We start from the raw sequence: 13,384 nt of genomic DNA, 5'->3' as shown, positions 1-13,384 counted from the left end.
TATTATCTTCGGACCTGAACCGTACGGTTGAGATCCGGGAGCTTCAAGATTTCAAATTGCTGTTTTTGTTGAAATCTTTTTCACTCTGCATTGTTTGCTCGAAGGGCGAAAAAAATATCGCTTCAGGAACCTTGCCAGGTCTCGCTCCTTCGAAATTCATTCTGCTGCCAGCCAGAGTGCTCCACTTCTTGTTCAACGTCGGGTTCATCGCGGTCGCAGGCTTATTTGAAGTTTCTGGAGGTCCAGACCGGTTCTGTCTGCTTCCAGGGTCTGAAGAAATGCCAGCAGGTCATCCTGTCTCGGTTGGCCGAATGCAATCCTGTAAAGGGCGACCGATCGTTTCAACCAGCGGGACAAGGCTTCTTCCCGGCTGAAAGGTAGGGATAGGGTGTAGCGTTCGATGCATGTTTCACCTTCCAACAGCCAGTAGGGTTCCATGTCTCCGTCCCGCTTGGCCACCGCTCTCGCCTGCAGGAACATCTGCTGCCACGGGTCCATGGAATGCGAACCAGAGCGAAGGCTGTCGCCCTGCTGCGCGGCCAGATTCAATCTGACTGCGTGGTTCTTGTAGCGATGCACCCGTCCTTCCCGCTGCTCGAGATCGACAGGGTTCGTCGGCAGGTTCCAGTGTACCAGGCGATGGCAATACGGGTGAAAATCCAGCCCTTCCTGCCCTACGGAGGTCGTGGCGAGGACAAAGGGACGGAAAGGAGAATTGAAGGCGGTGCGCACGCTGTCGGTGCGCTGAGCGGCGCCGTCCTCCTGTGCGCCCTGCAGAAGTCGGGTGGCAAAACGCCCACGCATTCTCAACGCCGGTGTTATTTCGATGCGGTCGTCTCGAGCCTGGTACTGCTTGAGTTCGATCTGGGCGGGTTTGATCGAGAGAGCTTCGTCCATCGTGGCAGCCAATGCGGTCACGATCTTCTCTGACGTGGCGTCGTTCAGTCCCTCGGCTTCGAGTAAGACATGTACGTATTCGTCCAGAACGGATTGCAGATCGTTCGCGATGCAGTGGTGGAGAACGGCCTGCCAATAAACTTCGTCCGTTTCGCCGCCGCGCAACAATGCCTGGCTTTCGGGCTGGTTGAACAACCCGCGAAAAGCCATGCCGATCCGGGCTGCCGCGTCGAGCATTGCCGGGTGATCGAGAGGCAAGTCGGGCGCAACCCTGTGAAGGGCACGCAGGGCACAGGTGGCCGGGCTTCCGAGGGCGAGATCGACGAGATGATCAAGCAGCGCGTCCACTTCCGGTGTGCCGTGCAAAACGTTGTCCCGGGCGGCGGCGTCCAGCGCTTGCAGGTGCTCGTGCCAAGCCTCCTGACCGTCGTCTCTGACGATCTCTGTCAGTATTCTTCCCGTGCCGAGCCACTGGTCATACCCTGTGGTTTCCATATCCAGAGATGCGGCGCAGGCCCAATCCCAGGTCTCCGCGCGTTCCAACTGGTCTTCGCCTTGCAGGGACGGAAGGTTGGTGCCACGCGCCACCGCCCGGAGACGCGCTGACAAGGTCTCTGCTACGTCCTTCAGACGATGTCGCGCTGATACCCTGAGGGCCTGCACATCGCCAAGCGGACCTTCCTTACGGAAGATTTCGAGGGGATCGACCAACCGGGCAAGGGTCGGAGAAGGGATGACCAGCGGAAGCACTCTGAGGCCGGTCAGGCGATCCTTGTTGCGCCGAAAGTTCAACAACTGAGGATGCCGGGCGGAGTAGGTGCGTTTGGTGTGCCCCATCTCCATCGCTCGCTCGCTTTCATAGGAAAGAAGCGCCGCAATCGCGTCGGGAACCATGGACCATTGCGAAAAGACGAGAACCTTGCTCGCATTCACCGGACGCCCGAAATAGGGCAGGCTTGGCGGGACCCAGAGCCGTTGGGCCATATCATTTTCGAAGGCGATCTGTTTCAGAGCCCGCAGTCGGCCGTTGTTCTCCGGAATCGCCTGATAGGCATCAATCGCGACGGTATCCAACTGTGCGGACTGTGCTGCGCGGATCGCATCGAGCAGTTCGTCGGGGGGATTGTCTTTCAGGGTTTCCAGCCTTTGACCAAGCTTGTAGTCGCGCAGAAAGCTGAGCAGGTAAGGGGCACTTTTCCAGTATTCGACCGTGCCGGGGGCGGAGGCCTCGGCTGCAACTCGCGCGATTGCACGCGCCGCGACCAGATCGGCCGCTTCGATCGTCACGGGAACGTCGATGTCACGCATCATGGCGTCGCGGTCTTGCGTCTCGGATACGCGCTCGGTTCGGGCGATGACCTGACGCAGGGTGGTTTCGATCCCTTCTCGAACCGTGCAAGCACGGTCGAAGGAAGCTGGCAGGCTTTGCAAAGCGTGGCGAAAGCGGCGCATTTCGGTTTCCAGCTCGGCCCGCACTTGGGGCCCGCGCGTACCGAAAAGAAAGCCGATCACGTCGAGGAATTCACGATAATGATCGCCTGCATCCGCCTCGTCATCCCGCAGCGACAGCATGCGATAGGGAGTGGCGGACAGCAGGAGCACCTTCGCCTGATTGCCATCGGGGTCCTTGGCATCGAACAGCTTGCGCGCGAGATCTGCGGCCTCACCGTCTCCATGCAGCAACTCTGTGAAGCGTTGGAATTCATCAAGAACGATGAGGTCCGGTTCCAAGGCTTCGGCGCTCTCTCGGGCCAGAAGCGCCCGGAGTTCACCGACAATCTTTTCCCGTCTTCTGTTCAAATTTGTATTGTGTCCGAGTTCTTCCTTGTAGGCCTGTGCACAGTCCTCGAGTTCGCGCAAAAGGTCCGGGCGGGCTGCGACGGCTTGCCTGAATTTCTCTGCGATCTGCGGCTCGACGGGTTGTGCGTCGACCCAGTTGCGCGTGGCCTTCCAGCCATCCACTCCTGCATAGCCTTGCAGCATCCGTGTGACCGCCTCTTGGTCTTCGAGAAGCGGGCGGATCAATCGGAGGATCAGGGCGCGTTCCGCCTTCATTCCGCCGCCGGACTTGACGTCGAGCGAGGTTCCGGGTGTCAGGCTGAAGAAGTTCACACCAGTTGGCCTTATGCCGCCTGCACGAGCCAGCTCCATGGCCAACATGGTGAGGCGCGTGGGCAGCACATGGGCATCGTCGTTTCCCATGACATTCAGGCGGGCCACGTTTTGCCGGGCAATGGCGCCATTCGAGCAAATATACACGATGTCGATGCGCGGGATCGTATCCTGCAATGCCTCGATCGTTCGGGCAATCACGCCTCGCGCTACCAGGGTTTTTCCGAGTCCGACCTCGTCGGCTACGAGGAAATGGCGTGTGGCGTCCGCATCGATCAATAGTCGCCGACTGACATAGTCGACCGTAGCGCGCTGGAACGCCTTGAGGGAACGCAGGGCATCTTCGGCACAAAAGCGGTCCATCATGGCGCATTCTCGGGCAGTACTTGACGAAATGTTTCCCAAAGAGTGAGGAATTCCCTGGGTATGACATCTGTCTCATCGCTGTCCGGACCAGCGAGCCGGCGCACCAATCGCTCGATGTCTCGGAGCTGGCGGCCGTCACCGGAGAGCGCACGCACCATGTCTTCGAGGATCGGGCTGTCCCGTTCAGTTCCGAAGACCCCGTCCAGCTTGCCACCCTTGCCGGCGGCAAACAGGGCCTGCGTTGCCGCGGAAACATCCCCCAACAGCAGGCGGATGTACCGCAGGAACGTTTCGCGGTTTTCGATGAAAGAGCGCAGAATTTCCGACGAACGACGGTCGGGAAGGTCTTTCAACGTCGTTCCCAGGGTAAAGCTTTGTTCCAATCCGGTTTCCTCGTCGCGAAGCAACACACCGATCCAGCGCGTCACGTCCCGAAGCGGGAGCGGCATCAGGGCGCGTTCCGCACAATCGACAAGGGGCAGGGAGGTGGCATGCATTCGTCCGGCCATGAGAGGCCAGACTGACAGGGTGATCCCGTCCGGGAGGTGAACGGGCGTGCCTGTTGAAAGGTGCAGCCTAACCAACTCGCCCGTTTCGACACAGCGCAATTCCGGGGCCGCTTCGGCCAGCTTTCGGCGCAGCAGGTCCAGTCTCCGTGCCGCGGCATCCTCTCCGGGTGTCTCGGGAGTATGATCTTGCCTGAATGGGCGCAGGAAGCGGCCCAGCAGGTCTTCTGCCAGCTGGTCGGCGACAGTTCCGAGGTGCCGTGTATACCCAGACAGCGTGGCAAAAACCTCGACGTTGCTTCCGTCGATCAGGGCTGCCGTCGTGGCATTACCAGACCCGATGGTGATCTCGGTGCTTGAATGGTTTTCGGTCAAAAATACCTTGGCATGCAAACCATGTGCCGGGACAGGTCCCTGTGCATCCTCTGTCTCTTCCCCATCCTCGGTTTCCGCCATCTCATCCAGTGTCAGGCATTGTTCGAAGCGGGCGAGTGTTTCGGGCTTCAGAAGTGCCATTTCTTCACTGCGACCAAGCAGAATGGCGTTCTCGGGCAACACTCGGGCGGAAAGGGCGGAAAGGGCGCCATCCGTCACGAAGGGCGAGACAATCCCGAGAGTGCGGCCGACGCGTGGTTTCCAGACCTTGCCGCCCAATCCGTTCACCGCAAAGCAAATCTTGCGGATGTTCTCGGGGTACTCCCACTCGGCCCGCGCCAGATCCGTGGCAAGCGAAGCGACCATGGTCTTGACCCGGGTGGGGGTCGGTCGGCCGGACGCGAGATTGGGGAGCTCTGTCAGCAGCGTTACCAATGGGGCATTGCCGTTGATGTTTGCCTCGCCGACCGCACCATCTAGGCAAAGCGACATGTCCCAGGATGTGTCTGTGGTCAGGTTGCGTGAGAGCAGCGCAAGGCGCAGACGGGCAGGTCCCTCGCCTGTCACGGGCCGGAAACGTAACAGCCACAGCTTCGGATGAAACGCGCCACCCTCGGGTGCAAGGACCTCGGTCACCGTTTCCTCGAGCAGCGCGGTCAGACGGTTTCCCTCTTTTGGCATGGCGCGGATGCGGCCCGCTTCGCAAAAGATCGCAATGCGCGACGCGAGGCGTTCGAGCCCTTCAAGCAGTGCGAGAGGCGTGTCCAGGGTTTGCGCGCGCGTCTCGGCAGCGTGGAAGGCGAGGGTTGCCGGAACCACAAGGGCCGTTTCGAAATCGAGCGTGTAGGTGGTGGCCACGGCGGCATCAACTTCGCAGCCAGCGGGTGGGCGCAGGATTTCGCCATAGAGAGCGCGGTTTTCGGGATCGAGCGCGGCCTTACCCTGCATCGGCAAGATCCTTCAGATGGTCGGAGACGACGGGTTGCCAGCGATAGTTGAACGGGGCCACACCGGACGCCCCGTTCCAGCTACGCAGGGCGCTGCCGTTGATGAAGCGGGATTTGCGATTTTTCAGTCGTTCCTCGCGTTGTCGGACGAGGCTGCGGGCTTGAGCATCTATGCGGACATTGCCGGCGGCCTGCTCGGTGACCATGCGCCAGGATTCGACAAAGCGCCGTGCCTGGGTCGTAACGGTGTGGCCTGTCTGTTCCACCAAGAGCCAAAGGTCGTCGAGGGACCAGTCGGCAAGCGCAAGCCCGGCGATCTCCTCTCGCCAGGCATCCAGGCTCTTGGTGTAGGCCTCGACCTTTTCCTTGCCGATGGCGACGGTCTCACCCTGTATCGCCGCCAGTTCCTCTGCCAACATCAAATTGTAGAGCAGCGCTGCGCCATGCATCAGGCGCGAGAAGCGCTCGGCATGGGTCGCAATCCGGCGCAGGCGTTCCGGCCACGAAGCGAAGTCCGGATGAAGCCAGACCCAGTCGCATTCCGCCGCTGTCTGCTGACGCGACAAGTACGTGAAAAGGCTGTCAGGGGCAGCCTGGACCAGTCTGTCCCGGAGGAAGCCTGCCTCTTCCTGTGTCAAGGCAAAGCGTACTGCCGCCTCATCGGATTGAAGGAAGTTTTCCGGATGTGAAGGCAAGCCCGGTGCCCAGAGCGTTGCAGCTTCGGAGGAGGGGACCTCGAAGCATGCATTACGCGTGCCCTGGAACCGTCGGATGCCGAGGGCCCACAAACCCGCCCAGTAGACATCGCTGGGCAGGCGCTTCAGCTTTTCGCGGGCTTCGCTGCCTATGACCCCTCTCGTTTCGCCGCCGCGTTGCAGGGCGTCGATCAGGAGGATTTCCAGCCCACGGGCGATATCCCGGCGTCCGGCTGCACTGATGTTTCTTTCACCGGCCATGCGATAGATCCAGGGTGTGAACAGCATGTAGCGAAGCCGGGTCTGGATCGTCGATGTCCCGGGGAACATGAGATCGGCCAGACCATCGCGGATGGCGCCAAGTCCCAGTTCATCGCGAGTGTCCTCCTGCCCGAACAGGTCAATGATCCGACGCGTTCGGTCTCGGTCGGCCTGATCGAAATCTATCCATCCAAGAAAGGACATCAGAGGTGAACCTCCGTTTGCAGCGATGCGACTGACAGGCTGCCCTCACTCATCCAGTGAATGGCGACGCCGTTCAGCGGCTTGTCGGGCCATTTGCGGCGTACCATCTCGGCATAGGCGGACAATTGAGGCATGTAGGTTGCGAACCGCGCGGTAGGATCGGGGCAGGGACCGGATTTGTGATCGAGGATCAGAAGGCCCGCCGGTCCTTCGGCCAGGCAGTCCAGTATGGCATTGGTCTCGGACCCGTCAGGAGCCGCTTCCTGCAAAGGCAGTTCGAAATGGATCTTCTGGTAGCCGTGTTCTTTCAGCCAGCCCGTGACCGCTTTGGCCTGACAGGCGATCTGCTCCACGGCTTTTTCTGGCAGCCCGGTCGCGGCGGCGATGCGGTTCGCAAGGTCCGGTCGATCGGCCAGTACTCGGAACGCGAGGTGCCATGCGGTTCCGCGATCCGCGGCATCGGTGGTTCGGGTCTCGTCCACGCCGGGGGCAAGCCTGAGGGTCTCCAGACGCAACGCTTCGGGCTGCGCGAGTGCTACAATGGTCGAAGGGCTGCGCCGCCATGGGGTATGAATGGTCGAGACGTGCGCTGATGGAATGCCGAAGCGTTGCAGGCTCGCCTGCATGTCTGTCAAAGGTTTCTCGGGTCCGTCTGGGATGCCGTCGGTCACCTGCACGGCAAAGGGGCTGCCCGCGATGTCCAGTGTTCCGGCCTCGACGTTGAAGCCGGCACGGGCCCGCAACAGGTCGGCCATGGTTTTCGGATGTTCGGGAGCATTCTTGGTCGGGCGCGGCAAGAGCAGGATCAATCGATCCCGCGCCCGGGTCAGTGCCACGTAGAGCTCGCGTGCCGCCTTGCGTTCATCATCGGGACGGCGGGCATCGGCGAAGGGCTCCTGACTTTCCGGCGCAGCAAGATCCGGGAGAAACCCAATTCCTGCATGGCCCAGCACGTTGTCGAGATCGTCGAACCCGGCGAACTCTGCGCGAAGGGTTCCGGGGCGCTCGGCAATTTTCTGGTCGAGCCCCGCGACCACCGTTATCGGCCATTCACGGCCCTTCGCGGCGTGCCAGGTGCAGATTTCGATACCGGACGAGGACCATCCATCAGGGTCCGGGTGGCGATCCCAATCGCGGCCGGTCTGGCCGGCAATCCAGCCTAGAAAGAGTAGCACGCCGGCACCATGGAACCCTGCCGCGGCACGCAGGTCCTGGGCCATGGCGTCGAACTCCTGCGCTTCGGCTTCGAGCCGGGCAAGGTCGGCCAGTGCCTGGGCAGGCGATGCCAAACCCGCTGCCCAGTCGCGCAACTCGGTCAGGCGCAACACGTCGGCGACGGTTTCGGCCACAGGCCGCGCTTCGATCCCCGCTGTCAGCGCGATCAATGGCTCAAGCGCCGTGTGTGTGCCGAGAACGCCATCCATCGCGCTGCGCAATGCGTCCTCCAGTGGCACGCGCGCCGGACCGAGGGTTACCCAGGTGAGTGCGGCGTGGCTGTCCTCGGGATCGGCGGCGACGGCCAGAGCGGCACGGGCGGCGCGCATCGCGGGCGAGGCAAGCCAGCCATCCTGCTGGATGCGGACAGGCAGGCCATGCGCCTTGAGCGCGGCGGCGGTCCTGGCCGCCTTGACGTGCGTGTAGGTCAGCACGGCGATGTCGCCCGGACGCGCAGGACGAAATGCCTTGGTGGCCTTGTCCTCGACCGGAATCCGGGCCTCAAGGATGTCTGCCACCCGGTTCGCAATGACCTCGGCTGAGGTGTCCTTTCGGCCCGTGGGTTTCCAGACGACCTCGAGCGCGGTGTCCGGACCGACCACCCGCTGTGCTTCCAGCGGGTCATAGGCGTCGAACAATTTGGGCCCGAGCGCGTTGACGAAGTCCATGATCCGGGCCTCGGACCGCCAGTTGCGATCCAGCGGCGTGACGGTATCGGGATGCGCCTGCGACAAGGCCTCCGACAGGCGCGCGTCGGCGCCTTGGAAGCCCATGATCGACTGCTTGGTATCCCCAACGATTAGCGCCCTTTTCGCCCCACGTGCCAGGCGCCAGAGCAGGGCGAATTGGACCGGGTTGGTGTCCTGGAACTCGTCGATCACGACGCAGTCGATTTCTCCGAGAACTGAGTCCAGGATCTCGGGACGGGTGCGCAGGAGCGCCTCTGTATCGGCGATCATGTCGGCGTAGTCGATCAACCCGGCCCGACGTTTCGCAGCGGCGTAGGCGTCCAACACCTGTTGTGCGCCGGTGACCAGCGCCGTCAGGTGTGCCTTGGCATCGGCCAGCGGACCGGGATGGCGGGGCAGGGCGTCAGCGGCTGCGATGACGGCTTCGGCCAACGCGTCGTAGCCGTCCGGTGTGGCGGCGCCCCGCCTGCTTTGCCGCAGGCCGCGCAGTTTTTGCCAGAGAGACCAGCTTGTCGACAGGGCATCGCCGGCCAGCGCCCGACGCAGGTCCCGGTGGTTGTCGGCAAAGCTCTTGACGGCAGAAGCATTGCCTGCAAACCCCGGTGCCAGGCTGTCTGGGAAGGCCTCCAGCAAGTCTTGAACAGCCCCCCGCAGCGCTGCCGTCAATGCCGAGCCATCAGGGTCGCAGGGCCCATAGCTTTCTGTGATTGCGTCCAGGGCCGGGGCAAGTATGTCGGGCGAGCGTCCACGGTCGCCAAGGCTGCGGATCAGGTCCACGGCCTTCAGCACATCGGCGCGAAAACCGTCCTCGGCGCTACGCCCGCTGAAGAAGTCCGGGGCATACCCGTAACGGTCGAGGTCCTGCATGAGGGGACGCAACGCTTCGCAGCGGTTCATTTCCAGACGGATCAACAGGTCGCGTTCAGGTTCGCTGAGCAGGCGGCTTTCGGGCGCGCGCCCCGCGGCAAAGGCGTGTTCGGTCAGAAGGCGCTGTCCCAGCGCGTGGATCGTGCCGACATAGGCTCGGTCGATCTCCAGCGCGTCCGCGATGCGGCCACGCGCCATCAACTCTGCGCGCACACGGTCGCGCATCTCGGCGGCCCCGGCTTCGGTAAAGGTCACGGCAAGGATGCGGCCAGGGGCGACGTCGCCGTTGACCACCCAATCCGCCAGCTTCTTCTGGATGTGGTAGGTCTTTCCGGCACCTGCCCCGGCGGGCACAAGGGACAGATCGGTCATTCCGCCTCCTCCTCTTCGATCGTCTCCGGCTTGCTGAAGGCCGACACCAGCGGGTTGTCCAGGGCGTAGGCGGTGATGCCACGCTCTTTCGTGAACGCCTCGGCATCGCCTGCACTGTTGAGGCGGATGGTGCCTGCGCCGACCTCCTTCAGGATTTGGGAAAGTGCGTTCATGGCATTGATCGACGCATCTTCGGAGGCGCATTCGACCCCGGCCAGGCCCGCGCCGTCGGCGTCGGACAGCACGGTGCCATCCATCAGTGTGTGATAGGCGGTCACAACCTTCGCGCCGCCCTGCACCAGTTGCGTGAGCGGCGTCTCCTCGGCAGGCCGCTCCAGCATCGCGCGGTAGAGCGCAACCTGCAGGTCCCAGCCCTTCGACATCCGATCCCGCCGTCCCCGTGAGCCAGCGCGTTTGTGGTCGATGACGAGAACCCGGCCATCGGGCAAACGCAGCAGGCAGTCGGCCTTGCCGTGCAACAGGATGCCACCATGATCGCCTTTCAACTCGATCTCGTTGTGGAGGATTTCGGCCCCGACCCGGCGCAGGAACGCCGCCCAGGAAAGGCAGATGTCTTGCGCTTCGCGTTCAAGATTGTGCCGCTCTGTCGCCCAGGCCCGATCCAGAAGCCAATCGGCGTGTGCTTTCAGCGCGCCGTCCAGGGCATTCGGGACGGACACCGAAATGCTCTCGTCCTCGGGCACCGGGCGACCCTCCGGAAAGACGTCCTCCAGAACCTGATGCATCAGGGTGCCAAGCGTCATCACGTCCAGTGTCTCGGGTGCCCATGTCCGGTCCTTTGCGCCCAGCTCGTCCAGCAGCCAGCCCAGCGGGCTGACAAGCAGGGTTTCCAGACGTGACGGGGAATGTGGCAACGGGCCTGCGTTGGTTTCCCGCAGCCGCAGGAGGTCGATTCCCGGTTGATCCCGTGTGCCAAGCCCGCGGTGAAGGTGGAGCAGTCCGCTTTCCGGCAACGCGGGCGCACCACCAAGCGGCACCGGGACGGGGTGATGAGCGGCGATGGGCCAATCCGGCTCGGGGGCGTTTCGAACATCCTGCACGAGGTCGGCAGGATCCTCTGCCCCCAGGATGTGGGTAATCAGCGCCATGCCGGTCGAGGGTGTCAACCGCGCGCCCTTCAGATCAACCGCGGGAACCAGCAAGGTCAGGCCATCCGAGGCGGCGCCAAGCTGACGACGGAACAGGGCAAGGCCGCGCGCCAGTCTTTGCTCGCGGCCTTGCAGCATCAGGCCGGTGGCTCGGATCGCGTTGATTTCGCCTTCGGTGAAAAGCGGATTCGATCCGGGCAGCCGGGGCCAATGTGGCCCTGCCATGCCGAGGACGATCAACTGGCGAACGGGCCGCCAGGGCAGGGCTGTTTCCTTGAACAGGGACACACCTTCGACAAAGCGGTCATGTCCATCGGCAGCCAGCGGGGACGGTTCGGCCAGGCGGCGGAGCAGCGCCCAATCAACCGTTTCGCCGGTCACGGCCTTCAGTGTGGCGATGCGCGGGTATAGATCTGCGGCAAGTGTGGTGCGGGCCACGGCACCCAGCCGGGCAAAGAGCTGGGCCGGGGTCTCGCAGGGGCGCAGGGCATCCAGCACTTCGCGCGCAGGACCATCGAGTTGCCGGGCAGTCCGGGAATAGCCACGCTCGATGACTTCCCGCGCCATGCGGCGGCCGGTTTCCATAGTCCAGGGCATCAGGGGCGAAACATAGAGGGAAGCCAGTGCCGTTCGTGGTGCAGGTCCGGCCAGAACGACGAGCAGGAGAGACAGCAATTCGCCGACCTGATCGCGCGTCGCCGCCTCTGTCGGCAGGCCGGACAGGGGAAGGCCGACCCGGTCGAATGCTTCGGGCAGGGCCAAGGCATAGGCTGGCTGATCCGGAACCAGAAGGCCGATATCCTTCGGAGATGTCACGGTGCCCTCGTCCAGCATGGCGCGGGCAAGCGCGGCGGCGAATTCGACCTCTTCGCGCGGATCCCGGAGGCCGTAGCACGCAACGCTATCGTCCCGGGCAACGTGTTCCGAACTTAGCCCAAGGTTTTCTTGGATGTGCCGCAAAACACTCCCGCGTGCGGCATGGGCCGTCACCAGGGTGTGCTCCAGCGTGCCATGATGATCGCGCAGTGTGTCTGCCACGGCCGCTTCGGCAGCGGATGCAAAGAGGCAGGGTGCGCTGATCAGGGGCAGCGGCTCCAACGCATCGCTCGCCTTCGACCGCAGAACATGAACCCAGATGTCCAATGGAGCGGGCAGTCTGCCGAGGTCGCGCCAGAGGTCGCGCAGTGCTTCAAGATGCGACCGTGCGCGGCTTTCGGGCAGGGCTTCGGGAGCAAGGTCCGAGACGTCGATGTGGGGAGTGGCATGCGCGACCGCGATCAGACCGGCCTCTACCGCCCGAGCTGTTTCCTGCGGAGCGGTCAGAAAGCTGTCCGACCAGGGCGTGCCTTGGCCCAGCACTGTGGTCAGGTCCGGGGCCGTGCCACGCGGTGCGAGGTAAACCTCGGCCAGCAACTCGTCCGTCACATGGCGGACGGCATCCGTGATGGGGCTTCGAGTCAACAGGGGATCTATGCGCATCCGGTGCCTTTCGAATCGTTAACTATTTCTTTGAACTGGGTACACATGATGGGGTGTCAGAACTTGCCGCCCATCAGGGGAGCGCCGGGAAATCACTGCGCCTGTGCGCATCGATCATGGCCCGCAGGGCCGGCGGCCCGATGACGTCGACCTGGTCGCCCCACTGGTACAGGTGCCAGGCCATTTCCATGTGTCCGGATGCGCTGAAGCGGACGGTGAGTGCACCGTCTTCCTCCTCGGTAACTTCTTGTTCAGGATGGAATTCGAATTGTCGCGCCACGGGCGCGGCCAACGGTGAAAAGCGCCATTCGACCGGTCCATACTCGGCTTCCGAATGGTATGATCCGAAAGCCTGGGACGAGAAGCGTTGAAGGTCAAAGCCTGGGTCGCGGGAAAAACTCTGGCCCGTGATTTTGGCGTCACGGATACGATCGAGCCGGAAACGACGCATTTTGCCATCTCCGTCGACCGGACGCGCGACAAGATAGCGGCGAATGCCCAGGAGCAACCCGTAAGGTTCCAGCAGGCGATCCGACATACTGCCGTCCGCGGAAAGGTACGTTAGTGTTACCGTCCAGGGCGCGCGTAGGGCTTCGGTCAGAACCCCCAGTATTCGCAGGTCCGGTGCAACTCTCGGACCAGGCCGTGAGGCAAAACCTTGCGCTTCGAGCAATGCTTCGGCGTCGGTTTCAGCCCGCCGGGCTTGGCTGGACGGCATCGCGGCAAGCAAACGGTCACGCAGGACTTTCAATCTTTGCGCCTCATCAGGAGCAGCGTCCCGCTCGGCTCGCTTGACCGCCATGTCGAGTGCCGCCAGTTCGCTGTCACGAATGCCCTGCGCCTGAAGCCAACGGGAATCGTGACGTGGCATCTGCCAGCGCCGGCGTCGATCCTCATCTTCGCGAATTACGACCTGGGGAAACACGGTTTCGAAAGACCGCATCATTCGCTGCGCCGTGCGATGATCGCACCCGAATTCCTCGATCAGATCCGAAAGGGAAATACCATCATAACGCGACAAGGCCATCTCGGCGACGCGGAGCAAGTCGGCTGCCTTGGCGTACGACATCTCAAAATCCTCATGGAATCAATCGGCTGTGTCACTGGAAATTGGTGACAGATTTTGACACGGTCGACCGGAAACATCGAGTTGTCAACAAGTCAGGGAAACTTCCAACAACCGGAGAGTGTAAGAACGAACGCACTCGTTCTGGAAAATTTCCGCGGTTCGCTTGCCTGCAGGTCACCGAAATGATCAATCCTGACATTTCGTACTACCGACGGGCAGGC

Annotated in this window: 6 protein-coding genes; all 6 read right to left on the bottom strand. The window is 62.5% G+C overall.

All coding sequences use genetic code 11. The features are described from left to right. Window positions 1-204 precede the first annotated feature (204 nt). Complete coding sequence (locus OE747_RS20230) at window positions 205-3,375, bottom strand: helicase-related protein (RefSeq protein ID WP_263830288.1); 3,171 nt, start codon at window positions 3,373-3,375, stop codon at window positions 205-207. Further along, on the bottom strand, window positions 3,372-5,204 hold the full coding sequence (locus tag OE747_RS20225; protein WP_263830287.1) for a phospholipase D family protein: 1,833 nt from the start codon (window positions 5,202-5,204) through the stop codon (window positions 3,372-3,374). Before OE747_RS20225 ends, OE747_RS20230 begins: the two co-directional genes overlap by 4 nt. Beyond that, complete coding sequence (locus OE747_RS20220) at window positions 5,194-6,363, bottom strand: DUF6361 family protein (RefSeq protein WP_263830286.1); 1,170 nt, start codon at window positions 6,361-6,363, stop codon at window positions 5,194-5,196. The genes OE747_RS20225 and OE747_RS20220 overlap by 11 nt, the downstream gene beginning before the upstream one ends. Beyond that, entirely contained in the window at window positions 6,363-9,506 is a 3,144-nt protein-coding gene (locus OE747_RS20215; protein WP_263830285.1) for a UvrD-helicase domain-containing protein, read from the bottom strand. Before OE747_RS20215 ends, OE747_RS20220 begins: the two co-directional genes overlap by 1 nt. Beyond that, the gene (locus OE747_RS20210; RefSeq protein WP_263830284.1) at window positions 9,503-12,094 is read right to left on the bottom strand and encodes a PD-(D/E)XK nuclease family protein; all 2,592 of its coding nucleotides are present in this window, start codon (window positions 12,092-12,094) and stop codon (window positions 9,503-9,505) included. Before OE747_RS20210 ends, OE747_RS20215 begins: the two co-directional genes overlap by 4 nt. A gap of 73 nt (window positions 12,095-12,167) precedes the next feature. Beyond that, entirely contained in the window at window positions 12,168-13,163 is a 996-nt protein-coding gene (locus OE747_RS20205; RefSeq protein ID WP_263830283.1) for a helix-turn-helix transcriptional regulator, read from the bottom strand. Between the last annotated feature and the right edge of the window lie 221 nt (window positions 13,164-13,384).

Origin of the sequence: Ruegeria aquimaris, from assembly GCF_025751555.1 — a bacterium.
GTDB lineage: Bacteria > Pseudomonadota > Alphaproteobacteria > Rhodobacterales > Rhodobacteraceae > Ruegeria_B > Ruegeria_B aquimaris.
The sequence above is the reverse complement of the archived record's forward strand: the minus strand, read 5'-3'. Positions and strand labels throughout refer to the sequence as shown.

Coding starts and splice junctions, on each gene's coding strand:
- OE747_RS20230 (WP_263830288.1), bottom strand. CDS start 3,375: ATGATGGACCGCTTTTGTGCCGAAGATGCCCTGCGTTCCCTCAAGGCG.
- OE747_RS20225 (WP_263830287.1), bottom strand. CDS start 5,204: ATGCAGGGTAAGGCCGCGCTCGATCCCGAAAACCGCGCTCTCTATGGC.
- OE747_RS20220 (WP_263830286.1), bottom strand. CDS start 6,363: ATGTCCTTTCTTGGATGGATAGATTTCGATCAGGCCGACCGAGACCGA.
- OE747_RS20215 (WP_263830285.1), bottom strand. CDS start 9,506: ATGACCGATCTGTCCCTTGTGCCCGCCGGGGCAGGTGCCGGAAAGACC.
- OE747_RS20210 (WP_263830284.1), bottom strand. CDS start 12,094: ATGCGCATAGATCCCCTGTTGACTCGAAGCCCCATCACGGATGCCGTC.
- OE747_RS20205 (WP_263830283.1), bottom strand. CDS start 13,163: ATGTCGTACGCCAAGGCAGCCGACTTGCTCCGCGTCGCCGAGATGGCC.